Genomic DNA, 16,379 nt, shown 5'->3' on the forward strand with positions numbered 1-16,379 from the left:
CCTTTCGAATAAAGCTGGCGTGCAACCCGCCGGGCATCGCTCGGCCCAAATTCACCCTATTAAATACTGGAAAATGTTATGGCTGATACTATTGATATGGCGCAAGAGCGCCAGGCATTGATGCTCGAGAAACAAATTGCGTACGCCAGGCCGGTTGCCACTGCGCCCTCGGCGTTCTGCTGTGCCGATTGTGACGCGGCGATTCCTGTGGCGAGACGCATCGCGATTCCCGGCGTCAGCCGCTGCGTGACCTGCCAGCAGCTATCAGAAGCCAAGCAACGTCATGTCGCTCGCCGTTAAAAATAGGCCGGCGGAACATCTGCCGGTCAACGCCTCTGCCATACAACACGCAGCGTACGGTGATTACGCCTATCCATGGAATGCCCCACGCCGTGCGATAGGGCGCGAAGCGGCGCTGAATCGCGACCAACTGCGCCAATGGCAAGCGATACTGCAGTGCATTCATGACCTGCCTTATTATCTGCGCACGCCGTTCCTTGAGCGCCACCGCCAACTGCTCAGCCAGAAGGGAGCCCACGCAGCCTGGCATTATCTGGTGCGAGTTTTCCATCGGCGGATATGGCCACGCATTCAGCAGGTAAATAATAATTTCGGTTTGGATCAACGCAAATCACTGCACTTTGGCAGCGAAGCGGACAGCTATAGCGCACTGCCCGCGCTGGGCGATAAAGCGCTGGAGCAGTTGGCGCGGCGTATCGGGGGCCAACTTTCTGCGCTCTACCAGAGTGAATGTGACGCCTTGCTGGCGAAGCATGGCAATAATGCCGAGATCCTGCTACACGCGGATATACAGCGCCGCCTCTATCGCCAAATCGCCACGATGGCCCGCGCCTTCAATATCCAGCCCATGCACTGGCGCTGTTATCGTAAAGGCAAGTTGGACAGCGAGCGGGCGATTGCGGCGCTGTCGCGCCTGACCGACGATCGCTGGTGGCTGCGGCGTCTCAAAATGCAGCGCATGCAGTGGCGCGAGGCGCTGCAAATCGCGATAGGCAACGTCCGCAACAACACGTCACCTTATGCCAGCAGACAGGCCCTTCACGATGTCAAGGCTCGGCGTCAATCGAACCTCGATTATCTTCACCGTTGCGAGCTGGAAAACGTCGCCACGGGCGAGCGCGCCGATCTTATGGATAAAGTGCTCGGCAGCATCGCCAATCCCGCCATTCGTCGTATGGAGTTGATGAATACCCTCGCCGGTATAGAAACCTACGCCACTCGCAACGGCCACTGCGGGTTGTTTATCACGTTGACGACGCCGGCACGCTTTCACCCTATCCAGCATGTCGGCGCACGAGGCAAAATGCGCTTCAATACACGCTGGCAAGGACAAGCCCTAACACCGAAGGATGGCCAACGTTATCTGGTTGCCCAGTGGGGGAAAATGCGAACCGCCTTCAAGGATCGCCGTCTGCAGGTCTACGGTATGCGAGTGGTTGAGCCTCATCATGACGGCACGCCGCACTGGCATCTGATGATGTTCACTCCACAAATGCAACGTCAGGCAGTGCTTGACATCATACAGCGTTATGCGCTGCAACAGGATGCAGCAGAACCCGGTGCCCAACAACATCGTTTCCAGAGCAAACACCTCAACCGGGGTGGCGCAACCGCCTATCTGGCCAAATATGTCGCAAAAAACCTCGATGGGTATGCATTGGAGGAAGAGCTCGATCGCGAAACCGGCGCCCCGCTGAGCGATACCGCCCGCGCGGTCAGCGCCTGGGCCGCCACCTGGCGCATACCTCAGTTTCATCCCTTCGGCCTGCCCGGTCTCGGGGTCTACCGCGAATGTCGACGTATTCGCGGCCAAAACCTGACGCCGCAGTTTGACGCCGGCACCGAAGCCGTGCGCGCCGCTGCCGACGCCGGCGACTTTGCCGGTTACATACAGGCGCAAGGCGGCGCCAATGTGCCACGCAGCCACCAATGGGTGCGGGTCGCGCGCGAAGCCTCAGAAACCCGGAACGCTTATGACGAGCCCGTCACAAAAGTTGTCGGCATTTATGCACCGCATTTGGGAATTGAACGGGTATACCGAACGCGCACCGTGCAATGGCGGATCGTCGCTAAAACACTCGCCGCCGCGACGCCTTGGAGTTCTGGCAATAACTGTGGAACGCGCGCTCTTCATCTGCCGCCGGCACCCGCGCCGTCGGCTCGTTTGACGCCGCCACAGCGGCAGCATTGTCTGAATATTGCCCGCAAACTTCGAGGTATTGGCATAGAACCGCAATGCTGGCAGTTGGAGGTTCTCGCACGCGGCGGCAAAATTCATTTTGACGGCCTCCTTGTACAATTTCCGCTAATCAATGATTGGCCGTATTTTTACTGCACAAATGATAAGCCCAACCATTGACGCCTTTAGCGTTTTGCTTAATACTGTATAAATGCACAGTATAATCAAGAGAGGGCAAAAACAGTGGAAATTATGGATAAACAACAAGTAACACTGTCCCGCATCCAATTCATCGCCGATGTTTCACAGGCTGCGCAATGCAGTGCCTCCGAGTTTCTGATCGCCATGTCGCTGATCTCCGATTTGGCCAGTCAGGTGCTGCCGAACAATGATTATCAAGAAATATTTTATCCCGCTGACGAACACCCCCCCTGCTAATCCCTCCAGCCAAACGTTTTTCATCCCCCCGCCGCCGGCGGGGTTTTTATTTCTGCCGACGGCACTTTTGCTCCTCAGTTGTGCCATCTCATCCACAACCCCCTCGCGTTGCCCCTCCCTCCCACGCGCGCGAAACTGAAGATATCCGGGGCCACAGCCCTCTCTCCCAACGCTATCGCAGGATGGTAATGATGAAAATTTATGCACAACAAGGTGACACCATTGATGCGATTTGCTGGCGCTACTACGGCAGCACGCAACGCCAGGTGGAACAAGTCTATCTGGCTAACCGTGGCCTGGCCGATCTGGGGCCACTGCTGCCGCACGGTCAACCGGTTGAATTGCCGGACCTGCCTGCGGCAGCCCAACGCGAAACCGTCAAATTGTGGGATTAAGCGATGGAGAAACTCACTTCAACCCTTGCCTATTTCGCCGCGGCTTGCCTGGCCTGGTTAGGGAGCCACTCTGCACAGGACATTGCCATCCTGGTCGGCGCCGCAGTCGGCGTCGGTACCTTTGCAGTGAATTGGTACTACCGGCGTAAAAGCTACCAGCTGCTGAAATCGCTAAAAAAAAACGGCCTGAAACGCGGAGTCTACGATGAGCTCACTCGCTAAACGCTGCAGCGTGGCGGCTATTTTAACGCTCGCCGCCCTGCTGCCTCAGTTCAATACGCTGAAAACCTCTGAGCAAGGTTTGCGCCTGATCGCCGATTTCGAAGGCTGTCGGCTGTCCCCCTACCAATGCAGCGCCGGCGTCTGGACCAACGGCATCGGCCACACCGCCGGCGTGAAGCCGGGTGCCGTCATCAACGAACGCCAGGCGGCTACCCATTTGGTCGACGATGTGCGCTCCGTAGAGCGCGGCATCGCGCGCTGTATGGACGTCAAGATGCCGCAGCCGGTTTACGACGCCGTCAGCGCTTTCGCTTTCAACGTCGGCGTCAACGCCACCTGCAATTCAACGCTGGCCACCTTTGTCAAACGCCGTCAGTGGCAGGCGGCTTGCGATCAACTGTCTCGTTGGATTTATGTCAACGGCGTCAAAAATAAAGGATTGGAGCGCCGCCGCACGGCCGAACGTGCGCTATGTCTGAACGGCATCTCACACTGACCGTTTTCAATAAACGCCCACTCAAACCGCTTCCTTTTCAGGAGATACACCATGTTAAAACCCGAACAGCTACGTGCAGCACTGCTCAATGCCATTCCCTTGTTGCAGCAAAACCCCGAACGGTTGCGCCTTGGCATTGTTAACGGCCGCGTGGTCTCAACGCTCGCCCCCTCGCTGTCCTTCGAATATCGCTATCAGCTCAATCTGGCGCTGGATGTGCCGTCAGCTGACGATGACCGGGTCATGGTCACCGTACTGGCCTGGCTGCGCAGCCACCAACCAGACCTTCTTGCCAATCCGGATAAGCGTAAAAATGATTTTTCGTTTCAAAGAGATATAGACACTCCCAACCAGTTGATATTGCAGCTGCAACTTACCGAACGAATCCGGGTGGAACCGCGCGACGGCGCATTGCATATCACCCCGCTGGCTGAACCTCCCGAACCAGAGAACGTCGTTCGCTTCACCCAGATTTATCTGCACGGAGAGTTACTCAGCGAATTTAGTCAGCCGTAGCGCCCTACAGGCAGCTTCGGTTGTGCCGGCGGCAGCCAAACGCCGTCGCGTTGTCCCCCTTTTCATCCAGCGGCATTCTTGAGACATGAACACAGACAACTTCGATATTCAGCGCCTAGTGCGCAACCTGATACGGATCGGGACCGTCAGCGAGCTCGACCTGGAACGCGGGCGCTGTCGCATAGCCACCGGCGGCAATCTTACCGACTGGCTCAACTGGCTGACCGGACGGGCCGGCGACGCACGCAGCTGGTGGGCGCCCAGCATTGGTGAACAGGTCTTGGTGCTGTCACTTGGCGGGGAACTTGAAACCGCTTTCGTGTTGCCCGGCGTATTTTCCGATGCTCACCCCGCACCGTCGGCCTCAGCACAGGCGGCGCATATCGCTTTTCCTGACGGTGCAGTGCTCGAATACGAGCCGGCTACCGGGGCGCTTAAGGCCGTCGGCATAAAAAGCGCCACCATTGAAGCCGCCGAGCGGATCACACTGACGGCGCCAAATATCACCTGTATCGCCAGCGGAAAAATTACGCTGGACGCTCCCGAAGTGGAGTGTACCCAGCAACTCACTACCGGCACCATCGCCATCCATCAGGGCGGCTCGATGACCGGCGATCTCAATCACACCGGTGGCAGCATCAGCTCTAACGGCATTGTGGTGCATACCCACACTCACGGTGGAGTGCAAAACGGCAGAGGCCAAACGGACAAACCAGCATGAAAAACGCGAAATTTCTTGGCATGAATCGCGGCAACGGCCGCGCAATCGCCGATCTCGAGCACATTCGCCAGTCGGTGAGCGACATCCTGATTACGCCTATCGGCTCACGCGTCATGCGCCGCAGCTACGGTTCGTTGCTATCCGAGTTGCTGGATCAGCCGCAAAACGACGTACTGCGATTGCAAATGATGGCGGCCTGCTACAGCGCAATGCTGCAGTGGGAACCACGCATTCGGCTGACGGGCATCAGTTGCAACACCACCTTTGACGGAAAAATGGTGGTCGACATTACCGGCAACCGCACAGATACGCCGGATGCCTTTTCTCTTTCTATTTCAGTGAGCTGACACCATGGCAACCATTGACCTGAGTTTATTACCCGCCCCGACGGTGGTGGATCCTCTCGATTACGAATCGCTGCTGGCGGATCGCAAGGCCACACTGATTTCCCTTTACCCGGAAGAGCAGCGTGAAGCCATCGCCCGTACATTGACGCTGGAATCGGAGCCAATCGTCAAACTGCTGCAAGAAAATGCTTACCGCGAACTGCTGTTACGCCAGCGTGTGAATGAAGCCGCACAGGCAGTGATGCTGGGTTATGCCAGCGGCAGCGACCTCGACCAACTGGGAGCAAACTTCCAGGTGCTACGCCTGGTGGTGCAACAGCCGGATGAGAGCGTCATCCCGCCGTTGCCGGCGGTCATGGAATCGGATAGCGATTTCCGTGTGCGCATCCAGCAGGCATTCGAAGGTTTAAGCGTGGCTGGATCTAGTGGCTCTTACGAGTATCACGGCCGTTCCGCCGATGGTCGGGTCGCCGACGTTTCCGCGATCAGTCCCAGTCCGGCCAACGTGCTGATTTCCGTACTGTCACGCGAAGGAGACGGCACCGCCAGCGCCGAACTGGTGGCGATCGTCGATAAAGCGTTGAACGATGAAGATGTGCGCCCGGTGGCCGATCGCGTCACCGTCCGCTCTGCCAACATCATCAGCTACAACATCGATGCCGTACTGTACCTCTACCCTGGCCCTGAAGCAGAACCGGTGCGTCGCGCTGCCGAAGCCAAACTGAAAAATTACATCAGCGCCCAGCACCGTTTAGGCCGTGACATTCGCTTGTCGGCAATCTACGCCGCACTGCATGCCGAAGGGGTGCAACGCGTTGAATTGAAGACCCCGCAGGCCGACATCGTATTGGACAAAACCCAGGCGTCGCATTGTGCTTCTTATCGTCTGACGGTGGGAGGCTCCGATGAGTAACCGTCTGCTGCCGGTCGGCTCTTCCCCGCTGGAGGTCGCGGCTGCGGCCGCCTGTGCCGAACTGGCCGCCATGCCGGTGCCGCTGCGCGATCTGTGGGATCCAGCCACCTGTCCGGTCAATCTGCTGCCGTACCTGGCCTGGGCCTTCTCGGTCGATCATTGGGATGAAACCTGGACGGAAGATGCCAAACGCAGCGTCGTAGCCGCCGCTTTCTTCATCCACCGTCACAAGGGCACCATCGGCGCTATTCGCCGCGTGGTGGAACCCTTGGGTTACCTGATCAAACTGCGCGAGTGGTGGGAAACCAACGGTGAGCCCGGCACCTTCACGTTGGATATCGGCGTGTTGGAGAACGGTATCACCGAAGAGATGTATCTGGAAATGGAGCGGATGATCGCCGATGCCAAGCCGGTCAGCCGCCATCTGACAGGCCTGGCGCTGAACCTCGAAGCCGCTGGCGCAATCAACGTCGCCAGCGGTCAATATGATGGAGAGCTTACTACCGTGTACCCCGACTATGCCAGTCTCGCCCTGCAAATGCTGGAGGGACATTACCAATTCTTGCAACGCAATACCGGCATCACGCTGGACTCGACTCAACAACACTTCGTGCTTAACGACGAGCATGTCTTGGCCGATTCGCGCCATGAACGCGAGCTGTCGCGCATGGCGGGGCTGCCGAATGACGCCACCACCGAAGGACAGGCTCTGCAGATCCTTGGCTATGCCCATGCGTATCTGGCGACCGGAGAACAAAAATATTTGGAACAGGCCATCGCCTGTTTTGACGCCTATGTGACCTACTTTTACGACGGTGCGCCGATCCCTGACAGCCCTCAACGCTGGATCGCCAACTGGATCGTCAACGCCAAAGAGCCGGTGCCCGCCAATTGGCCGGTCGATACGAGGGATCCGACGCATAGCGGCTTCAAAGGTATTCCTCTAACTTTCAACAAGGGCCGTACTCTGATCCCTCACGGCGCCCCCTACTGGGGTGAATATCTCGACATCGCTACTTTCGCCTTCGACGGCTCGCTGGCCTGGAATGCCGTCAACGCCCAGGTGCGCGCGGTCAATGCCGCCGGTGAAATCGACTGGAATAACGACGGTAAACGCTATGACGTGGACTGGATCATCAATTGGCAGGGTTACCAGATCGATGCCGACGGCGAGATCCTGGTCAAAGGACTGCCCGCTGAACAAATCGGTACGGTGCAGTTAAAAGACGTCACGCTCGGCGGCAATCACAAGCTGAATTTCGCCAATCGCCAACCAGTCGAACACGGCGGCGTGTTAATCAAGCGTAATCAGGTACAGCATAACCGTCCGCTGCATGTGCCGGTCCCGCACAACGCCATGGGTAACGCGGCCGATGCCGAGCTGTGGTTTGCCGACGCCTGCTATCTGCTGCACAGCATCACCGGCGATCAGCGCTATTTCAACGCCTGGAAAAGCGTTGAATTCACCGCGATGGAATATACCGATATTGATGCGCAGGATAAGTTCTTTCGCCAGAGCCGCAGCGCCAATACGCCGTTTACCGACGGCATCTCCTACGATTGGTCATACCCTTCCGGTGAGCCGGTAAGCTACGGCCGTAGCGCCGAAGGCATGATCACCATTCGCAAAGAGATAGCATCGCAACAATCGCTGGAACAACAGGCAATCTGGTTCCGCATTAATCGCCAGTCAAAAATCCGCACTTGCTTTGGTGGCGTCGACGATCAGAATCAGCCGATCTCCTGCAAAATACAGCTGTCTATAGCACCGGAAAAAAACGCGGCGAGCACCACGGAATGGGGCGTCGCTCTGCCGCAGTCGTTCCAACCTCAGGTAAAAACATACGACATCGCGCTCAGCAGCCTGGCGGCGCTGACGAAAGAAGACGGCAGCGACTATCTGCTGGCCGATCTGCGCGCAGTGACCGACTACGGCGGTTGCGCGATCGCCAGCCAGTTTGAGGAACAGGTTTACGACAGCCGCAGCGCGACGGTGATCCAAGCCCGTTTCCCCAATGATGACGCTGGCATGGTGATCGGCGCCTGGTTGACCGCGGAGGAAAGTTTCCCCGTTACGCAGTTGGTCTATCGCGCGGACGCCGACTTCAACCTGCGGCTCGAAGATGATGACAAATGGCGCTGGTATTGGATGCTGCCCGCCACCGGCGGCAAATGGCAAATCGCAAATTTCGCCCCGCAAGCGGCTACGCTGAGCGGCTATCAGCCGGATCATCAGGATGTCGAGCCTAAACCGGTCGCACCTCGTTTCAGCCGCGTCAAGCAAGTAACCATTCTGCAAGACGGCAATGTACCGGACGCCACATTCAGCTACTACGTACTGAACGACATTCCACCGACGCTCAACGCCGATGACGGCTACACGATCCGCTATCGCATCACGTTCCAAGCGGCACACCCCTACACCGCGCTGTTGGGAGACTGCACCCTCCTGAATCACCGCCACGACGGCCTGTTCTGTACGCCGGGCGTCATGCCGTTCTCCAACATTTATCAGGCGGACGGCCAACAGTTCGATGGTTGGCACGGCATGCCTTATCCGGGCTACCAGTACCCGTTCATTTTCGTGCACGCCGCCGCCGATCCCGACGGGGTGATGCTCAACAACATGGTCGAGTTTCTGTGGCAGTCGCAGCAGTGGTATCAGCAGCAATTCGGCGTGCTGGGCCCCGGCGCATCGGCCTATATCTGGAACCGTTGGGACAATCGGAGTTACGGTCCGGCGGATACCTGGACCATGTATCACTGGGGTGACGGCACGGCCTGGTCCGGCTATCAGCCACGCGCCTTCTTCGGTGCCGCGCGCGCCTGGCTCGAGTTACAGCAGGCGGGCAAAACGCCACCGCTCAAGCTGGTGGAATATGTCGAAAACTGGCTGCGCTGGCTGATTGATTTTACCAATGACGCCGACGGTGTCACGCCAACCGATTTCCCGATGGCCAGCCTGCCGCAGCCCGATGCACAGGATTTTACCGGCCACATGTGCGGCCTGTGGCTGGCTGGCGCGGTGCTGGCAAAAATGGCCGGCAGTGAAATTGAGGGCCTCGAACACTTTATCGAACAATGCGTTACGGAATTACAAAGGCATTACCTCTCCACCGGTGACGTGATGGACGGCGGCTGGTCGCCCGCGCCGCGTTTCGGCACCGATAACGGCATGTTCTTCGGCTTTTGGTCAGGCGAGATCCTGCGCGGATTGAGCCTGTATGTGATGTATAAAAACGGCCTTACCTACCCGGCCGGCAAACAGAAGAGAACCACACCATGACAGCAAAATACCGCGCCCTGCTCACCGAACAGGGCAAAACGCTGCTGGCTAACGCTGCAGCAACCGGCCAAAAGCTGGAAATTACGCATATGGCGGTCGGCGACGGCGGCGGTTCGCCAACGCAGCCCGATGAAAGCCAGACCAAGCTGGTGAACGAAAAACGCCGCGCAGCATTGAATTCACTGCAGATAGATACCGGCAACAGCAACCAAGTGATCGCCGAACAAGTGATCCCGGAGGACGTTGGTGGTTGGTGGATCCGCGAGCTGGGGCTGTATGACAAAAACGGCGTGCTGGTGGCGATCGCCAATACGCCCGACACCTACAAGCCGCAGTTGACCGAAGGTGCCGGCCGCACCCAGGTCGTGCGCATGGTGCTTCTGGTAAAAGGCGACGCCAATGCGACGATCGTCGCAGACAAAACCGCCTTACTGGTCTCGCGCGATATGCTGAATGCCGCTATCGACGAACATGCCCGCTCGCGCAATCATCCTGACGCCACCTTGCTGGCAAAGGGTTTCACTCAATTGAGCAACGACAGCAATAGCGCCAGCGAAACGCAGGCCGCCACCCCAAAAGCGGTGAAAACGGTCAGCGACGCCTCGCTGAAAATTGCCGCTAACCTGAAAGATCTGCCAAACAAGTCCATCGCGCGCCGCAACTTGGAATTGGGTACTGCCGCCACGTGTAACGTCGGTACGCAAGCCAGTCAATTGATGGAGGTGGGCGCCTTTGGTCTAGGCTCTGGCCCGAAACATCGCGAGGAGACCATCAGCAATCTTGGCGAGATCTACCGTGTCACCAGCGCATCGAAAAACGCGCCGGGCGGCGGCGTCTACGGCGTGCTGAACCTGCCAATCGACGGCGGCCCTTCCAGTGGCTATCTGGCGGTTCAGACTAATGGATCATCTTACGTCGGCACATCCACCACCCCTGACAAACCGCTGAACTGGTACCGAATTTACACCACCGGTTTTAAACCGACCGCTGCGGACGTCGGTGCTTACAGCAAGGCGGAAGCCGACGGCAAATTCGTCAAACAGAGCGGCGATACTATTACCGGCAGCTTGACGGTCAACGGCTCAATTGAAACGAAATCGGGATTGACCACACCTTACGCCACAGTGATGGGGTCGTTAACCACCAAAGGCGGCGTCGAATTATTCGGAACCTCGCCCTATATAGATTTCCATTATGGCAATACGAACGCGGATTATGATGTTCGCATCATTAATGATAGCCAGGGTCAATTAAGTCTGGGTGCAAAAAACGTTCGGGCCAATGAAAACCTTACCGTTGGTTTAGATGCCCACGTTGATAGAACTCTTTATATCAATGGCCAAGATTTTATTACTAAAAAAGGGGTAATAACCGAAACCAGTGGTAATCGCAATACTCAAGGGCTGCACATACAAGGTGCAGGTAATCAGTATGTTGATCATTACTTTTATGAGGAGATAGGTAAGCGTGCATTTGGTGCAATGCATGTTTCATCTGGCGGCTCTGATGGCTGGTTCCAATTTGGTCATCAAGGCGATATTCGCAGCAATGGCCCATGGCCGCGCCTGATGTTAGGTGAAGCAACCTACTTTAATGACGGCAATATCAACGGCAGCATTTGGGGGGGCTATTTAAGCAACTATCTCAATCAAAACTTTGTGCGCGATGTTCGCCTGGGTAATGTGGAAAGTATCGCTACCTGGCGAGGCCCCGGCTATTCGGATAGTGCGGGTTATGTCCTGACCGGCGCAGCAAATAACAACGTGGATGAATACATCGACGTAATTTTCCGTCGTCCACTGCAAAAACACATTGGTGGCAATTGGGTTACCGTCTGGAGCGTTTAGTGATGAATAACATGAAGAACTTTACCCTCGCCGCGCCGGAAACGGTAGAGCAGAAACAGCTGGCCGCCTCGCACGGTGTTTTGTTTTTAAAATCCGATGCTGGGGAAGACTGGTATGAATGTCAAAAAAACTTCCGTCCTGAAACGGTAAAACTGATGTATGACAAGGACGGGATCATTCGTTCAATCACCACGAAACCGAATGCCGAAGGCCATTATGACGTTTCCGGATTTTTCCCGGAAAATATGAGCGTGGCAGAGGTCGGAAACTTGCCGGAAGGCGCTGATATTAACGGCCGCTGGATTTTTGATGGAGAAAAAATCATACCAAGATCGTATTCAACTCAAGAGCTACGGCAACAGGCTGCTAATAAAAAACAAGAGTTGATTAAGCAAAGTTCGCTGCAGATAGAAACGCTTAACGACGCTTCTGACCTGGGAATGGCGAGCGAAGAGGAACTGCTGCTGCTGACCCGCTGGAAAACCTACCGCGTATTGCTTAATCGGGTCGATCCCGAAGCGGCCCCTGATATCGATTGGCCGCAACCGCCGCAATAACGTCGTTCAACGCCCCGCTTGGGGCGTTTTTTGTCTTTATTTTTCCTGCTGTTGTACCAGTTATCCCACACCCCGAATGAGATGCGGCGCCGCCTGCCAACAGGCATGCTGTCATCACCAACCACAAACGGAGTATTGCTATGGGTGACTATCACCACGGCGTGCGTGTCCTCGAAATCAACGAAGGCACCCGCGTAATTTCCACCGTCTCGACGGCCATTGTCGGCATGGTTTGTACCGCAGAAGATGCCGATGCAACCCTGTTTCCTCTCAACACCCCGGTGCTGATTACCGACGTCCTGGCCGCCAGCGGCAAAGCAGGTAAAAAAGGCACGCTGGCGCGTTCGCTGCTGGCGATCGCCGAGCAGACTAAGCCGGTAACCGTCGTGGTACGCGTGGCGGAAGGGAAAGACGAGGCCGAAACCACGTCCAATATCATCGGTGGCGCCGATGAAAACGGTAAGTACACTGGCATGAAAGCGCTGCTGGCTGCTCAGGCCGAGCTGGGCGTGAAACCGCGCATTCTGGGCGTACCGGGCCATGATAATCAGGAAGTGGCGACCGCGTTGGCCGGCATCTGCCAGCAGCTGCGCGCTTTCGGCTATATCAGCGCTTACGGCTGTAAAACCGTGTCCGACGCCATCAAATATCGCGCCAACTTCAGCCAGCGCGAACTGATGCTGATTTGGCCGGACTTCATCAACTGGAATACCACCACCAACAGCAGCGACATCGCATTCGCCACCGCTCGTGCACTGGGGCTGCGTGCCAAGATCGACCAGGAGACCGGCTGGCATAAAACCTTATCCAACGTCGGCGTCAACGGCGTGAGCGGCATCTCGGCCAGCGTATTTTGGGATCTGCAAACCGCCGGCACCGACGCCGATCTGCTGAATGAAGGTTGCGTCACCACCCTGATCCGCAAAGATGGCTTCAAGTTCTGGGGATCTCGCACTTGCTCCGACGAGCCGCTGTTCCAGTTTGAAAACTATACCCGCACCGCGCAGGTATTGGCCGACACCTTGGCCGAAGCTCATTTGTGGGCGATTGATCGTCCGCTCACCCCGACGCTGATCCGCGACATGATCGACGGCATCAAGGCCAAGTTCCGCGAACTTAAATCCGCAGGTCTGATCATCGACGGTGACTGCTGGTATGACGAAAGCGCCAACGACAAAGAGACCCTGAAGGCCGGCAAGCTGTTTATCGATTACGACTACACCCCGGTACCTCCTCTGGAGGATCTGACTCTGCGTCAGCGCATTACCGATCGCTACCTGGCGAACTTCGCCGCATCCGTGAACAGCTAAGGAGACTGAAGCATGGCACTGCCAAAAAAACTGAAATACCTGAACCTGTTTAACGACGGCTTCAACTACATGGGCGTGGTTTCCTCAATGACGCTGCCGAAACTGACACGCAAGCTGGAAAAATTCCGCGGCGGCGGCATGAGCGGCGCAGCCTCGGTGGACTTCGGCCTGGATGACGATGCGCTGGTGGTGGAATGGACCATGGGCGGCATTGACGAACTGGTGCTCAAGCAATGGGGCCGCGTCGATGCGGTACCGCTGCGCTTTACCGGCTCTTTCCAACGCGACGATACCGGCGACGTCTCTGCGCTCGAAGTGGTGATGCGCGGCCGTCATAAAGAGATCGACAGCGGCGACTTCAAGCAGGGTGAAGATACCGAAACCAAAGTTTCCACCGACTGCACCTACTTCAAGTTGAGCATCGACGGCAAAGAGCTGATCGAGATCGATACCGTCAACATGATCGAAAAAGTCGACGGCGTAGATCTGCTGGCTGCGCACCGCCGCGCCATCGGCCTGTAATTTTTCACCTCAAACGGCCAGCTCCGCGCTGGCCCTCTTTTTCCGACTGAAAACTGGATACCCCATGGAACTGAATGCATCCCCGGAGAACACCGTCGTCCTGAATACTCCGATTAAACGTGGCGACAGTGAAATCACTCGCGTGCAAGTGACCAAGCCGAATGCCGGCAGCCTGCGCGGCATCGGTCTGGCCGCGCTGGCCAACGCCGATGTCGACGCGTTGATCACTATTCTGCCTCGGGTCACCTACCCGAACCTGACCAAGGAAGAATGTACCCGTTTGGAACTGCCTGACCTGATTGCGCTGGCCGGCCAGGTGATCGGTTTTTTGTCGCCGACATCGGCCGAGTAACGGTCGAGCCTACTCTGACAGTAGATGACCTGATGGCGGATATCGCGGTGATTTTCCACTGGCCGCCGTCAGAAATGAACGGCATGACGCTGGCGGAGCTGATCGGCTGGCGCCACAGAGCGCTGCAACGTAGTGGAGTAAAAATAGATGAGTAACAGCAGACAGGAGCTGGAGTCACAAAACGAGATTGTCATCGGGCTTCAAGCGATAGCCAAGCAGAGCAAAGAACTGATGAGGCAGTTGCGCAGGCCCACCGGGGATAAAAACCTGTACAACAGTCTGGGACAGGATATCCAACGAGCAGAGAAAAAAGTCAAACATCTGCGCCAGCAGGAAAATGACATCGACGCTTTCCAAAAGACGAACCAGTCGCTTGCTGAGACCAATAAGTTGCTGGCAGCGTCGCGCAAAAAATCCGCCGCGCTGGCAATGCTGACGAAAGATCGCGAGCCAAGCCAGCGTTCCCGATTTATGAACAAAGAGATTGCGCAGGTCGCGGAGACGATAAATGCCCTGGAAAAGAAACGTGATCTCCTCGCCGCAATCGATAAAAGCCAGCGCCATCATCTTACCCAGCAAGGGATTAATCTAAAATCGCTCGGCAATGAGCGCAAAAATCTGCGTGACGGCAGAATTAATGCCGGCGCCGCTATCGTTACCCTAAAAGAACAACGGCAATCGATAGCGCAGGAGCGCTATCGATCCGCACAGGCAGGCAATCAAGCGCGCCTCGACAAGCTGGAAAAATTACGCAACACCAGCAGCGCAGGCTTTTCTGTCGCCAAAAGTGCCACCATAGGGGGAGCTAACCTGCTGGCGCCGGGAATCGAATTTGAAAAACAGCTTTCTCAACTGCGGGCGCAGCTGAATCTGGGCAAATCTGATCCACAGCTCACGGCTCTCGAGCAGCAGGCTCGCGGTATGAGCCAATCCGGTTATACCCCGGATCAAGCCCTACAAGCGCAAACAGCACTGGCAAAACAAGGGTTGAATGCCAAGGAAATTTTAACGGCTTCGCCCGCCGCACTGACACTCTCCGCCGCGACGGGCAGCAGCGTCAACGAAACCACCGCAACGATGACGGAAATGCTGCACAGCTTCAATATGGGCTCCGATCAATTCGACCGCATTGCCGATGTATTGGCGCTGGCCAGCAATCAATATGGCATGGATATTCGGGCCGTTGGTGCGGCCATGAAAAGCAAAGCCACAACAGGTGTCGATATCGTCAGTGCGGCGCAACAGATTGCGCCTTCGGGCAGAGAGAAGCTCCAGGCCAACCAGGTTGCCGGCTCAGCGCAGCACTTGGTCACCGTCAAAGGCGACAATATGGATGGTGATATCCAAAAGCTTTTTGCCTCATGGGATAGCCTGAGAATCAACCTGTTTAGCGGCCAAAACGCTGCCCTGCGGGAACTGACCCAAACGGCGACAGAGTGGCTGGTGAAACTGAATATGTGGATAACCAATAATCCGGCGTTGGCCGGCACCTTGCTGCAGGTCGCCGGTGGGCTCACGTTATTGCTCGGCGGCCTTAGCGGCGTCAGCCTGGTCGCCACCCAGGTACTCTCAGGGTTCTCTATTATCAGCGGCGCGATCCTAAAGGCAGGGCAAGCCATGATGTGGCTAGGGCGGATAGCGATGGCCAACCCGCTGCTGGCCATTGTCGGCCTGGTTGCGCTTGCCGCTTTTACCCTGATTGAAAACTGGGACAAGGTCGGCCCCTTCTTTAGCCATCTCTGGGAGCAGATATCGGCAGGGTGTGAGGCGCTGAAGAATTACATTTCAGACACCATTGATGGCTGGATAAAACAACTGACGTCATTGACCGAATATCTTCCCGACTGGATGCAATTTGGCGATAAGAGCGGCACCTCTGGCAATGCCGAAAACGGCAGCGCCTGGTTTGCCGGCAAGTTCGATCGCGGGGGAGACATTCCTGCCGGACAATTCGGCATTGTAGGCGAAAACGGTCCTGAGTTGGTCAGCGGCCCCGTTCAGGTGACCGGCCGCCGCCATACGGCCGCCATGTCGGCGGCTTTACTGTCGCTCAGCGCGCCTGTAATGCCGGCCTCGCCGGTAGCAGATTCGCCGGTAACCCAAATCCAGGTTCCGTCGGTCACTATCAACATCACTGCCGGCGCCGGTCAGAATGAACAAGACATCGGCCGCGAAGTCGCGCGGCAATTTGAATTACTTGCTCATCGCCAGGCGGCAAATGCTCGCAGCCGGATGAGTTAATCATGCGAATAGGAGA

Annotated in this window: 17 protein-coding genes and 1 pseudogene; all 18 read left to right on the forward strand. The window is 56.7% G+C overall.

The annotated features are described in order from the left end of the window. Window positions 1–78 precede the first annotated feature (78 nt). Complete coding sequence (locus tag ACJ8PI_RS13635; protein WP_033641931.1) at window positions 79–300, forward strand: TraR/DksA C4-type zinc finger protein; 222 nt, start codon at window positions 79–81, stop codon at window positions 298–300. Next, window positions 284–2,380 (forward strand): replication endonuclease, encoded by a 2,097-nt coding sequence (locus ACJ8PI_RS13640; protein WP_080298842.1) that lies wholly within the window; start codon window positions 284–286, stop codon window positions 2,378–2,380. The genes ACJ8PI_RS13635 and ACJ8PI_RS13640 overlap by 17 nt, the downstream gene beginning before the upstream one ends. Before the next feature lie 63 nt (window positions 2,381–2,443). Beyond that, window positions 2,444–2,638, forward strand: a complete 195-nt coding sequence (locus tag ACJ8PI_RS13645; protein ID WP_033641930.1) for a hypothetical protein — start codon at window positions 2,444–2,446, stop codon at window positions 2,636–2,638. Between the two features lie 191 nt (window positions 2,639–2,829). After that, a complete protein-coding gene (locus ACJ8PI_RS13650) occupies window positions 2,830–3,033 on the forward strand; it encodes a tail protein X (RefSeq protein ID WP_033641929.1) in 204 nt (67 codons plus the stop codon). Between the two features lie 3 nt (window positions 3,034–3,036). Continuing rightward, window positions 3,037–3,255: an HP1 family phage holin gene (locus ACJ8PI_RS13655; protein ID WP_164134588.1), complete on the forward strand. Its 219-nt coding sequence runs from the start codon at window positions 3,037–3,039 to the stop codon at window positions 3,253–3,255. Continuing rightward, window positions 3,239–3,751 carry a lysozyme gene (locus tag ACJ8PI_RS13660; RefSeq protein WP_033652971.1) on the forward strand — a complete coding sequence of 171 codons (513 nt, stop codon included), beginning with the start codon at window positions 3,239–3,241 and terminating at the stop codon, window positions 3,749–3,751. Before ACJ8PI_RS13655 ends, ACJ8PI_RS13660 begins: the two co-directional genes overlap by 17 nt. A 51-nt stretch (window positions 3,752–3,802) precedes the next feature. Continuing rightward, complete coding sequence (locus ACJ8PI_RS13665) at window positions 3,803–4,267, forward strand: phage tail protein (RefSeq protein WP_033652970.1); 465 nt, start codon at window positions 3,803–3,805, stop codon at window positions 4,265–4,267. Window positions 4,268–4,352: 85 nt separating this feature from the next. Beyond that, complete coding sequence (locus ACJ8PI_RS13670) at window positions 4,353–4,988, forward strand: phage baseplate assembly protein V (protein WP_033652969.1); 636 nt, start codon at window positions 4,353–4,355, stop codon at window positions 4,986–4,988. After that, window positions 4,985–5,335 carry a GPW/gp25 family protein gene (locus ACJ8PI_RS13675; protein WP_074026410.1) on the forward strand — a complete coding sequence of 117 codons (351 nt, stop codon included), beginning with the start codon at window positions 4,985–4,987 and terminating at the stop codon, window positions 5,333–5,335. Before ACJ8PI_RS13670 ends, ACJ8PI_RS13675 begins: the two co-directional genes overlap by 4 nt. Before the next feature lie 4 nt (window positions 5,336–5,339). Then, complete coding sequence (locus tag ACJ8PI_RS13680) at window positions 5,340–6,248, forward strand: baseplate assembly protein (RefSeq protein WP_074026409.1); 909 nt, start codon at window positions 5,340–5,342, stop codon at window positions 6,246–6,248. Beyond that, window positions 6,241–6,762 (forward strand): annotated as a pseudogene (locus tag ACJ8PI_RS13685) (phage tail protein I); the annotation flags it as partial. The gene ACJ8PI_RS13680 and the pseudogene ACJ8PI_RS13685, both read left to right, overlap by 8 nt. Before the next feature lie 2,768 nt (window positions 6,763–9,530). Further along, window positions 9,531–11,381 carry a phage tail protein gene (locus ACJ8PI_RS13690; RefSeq protein ID WP_060427199.1) on the forward strand — a complete coding sequence of 617 codons (1,851 nt, stop codon included), beginning with the start codon at window positions 9,531–9,533 and terminating at the stop codon, window positions 11,379–11,381. A 2-nt stretch (window positions 11,382–11,383) separates the two neighbouring features. Then, the gene (locus tag ACJ8PI_RS13695; RefSeq protein ID WP_074026407.1) at window positions 11,384–11,938 is read left to right on the forward strand and encodes a tail fiber assembly protein; all 555 of its coding nucleotides are present in this window, start codon (window positions 11,384–11,386) and stop codon (window positions 11,936–11,938) included. A gap of 140 nt (window positions 11,939–12,078) precedes the next feature. Beyond that, window positions 12,079–13,248 (forward strand): phage tail sheath protein, encoded by a 1,170-nt coding sequence (locus ACJ8PI_RS13700; RefSeq protein WP_060422386.1) that lies wholly within the window; start codon window positions 12,079–12,081, stop codon window positions 13,246–13,248. A 12-nt stretch (window positions 13,249–13,260) separates the two neighbouring features. Then, on the forward strand, window positions 13,261–13,770 hold the full coding sequence (locus ACJ8PI_RS13705; RefSeq protein ID WP_033641919.1) for a phage major tail tube protein: 510 nt from the start codon (window positions 13,261–13,263) through the stop codon (window positions 13,768–13,770). 64 nt (window positions 13,771–13,834) lie between these two features. After that, window positions 13,835–14,122, forward strand: a complete 288-nt coding sequence (locus tag ACJ8PI_RS13710) for a phage tail assembly protein (protein WP_033652960.1) — start codon at window positions 13,835–13,837, stop codon at window positions 14,120–14,122. A 32-nt stretch (window positions 14,123–14,154) separates the two neighbouring features. Beyond that, entirely contained in the window at window positions 14,155–14,277 is a 123-nt protein-coding gene (locus ACJ8PI_RS13715; RefSeq protein WP_072021583.1) for a GpE family phage tail protein, read from the forward strand. Continuing rightward, a complete protein-coding gene (locus ACJ8PI_RS13720; RefSeq protein WP_074026406.1) occupies window positions 14,270–16,363 on the forward strand; it encodes a phage tail tape measure protein in 2,094 nt (697 codons plus the stop codon). Before ACJ8PI_RS13715 ends, ACJ8PI_RS13720 begins: the two co-directional genes overlap by 8 nt. The last annotated feature ends 16 nt before the right edge of the window (window positions 16,364–16,379 follow it).

The organism is Serratia sp. CY82433, assembly GCF_052166535.1.
Lineage (GTDB): Bacteria > Pseudomonadota > Gammaproteobacteria > Enterobacterales > Enterobacteriaceae > Serratia > Serratia sarumanii.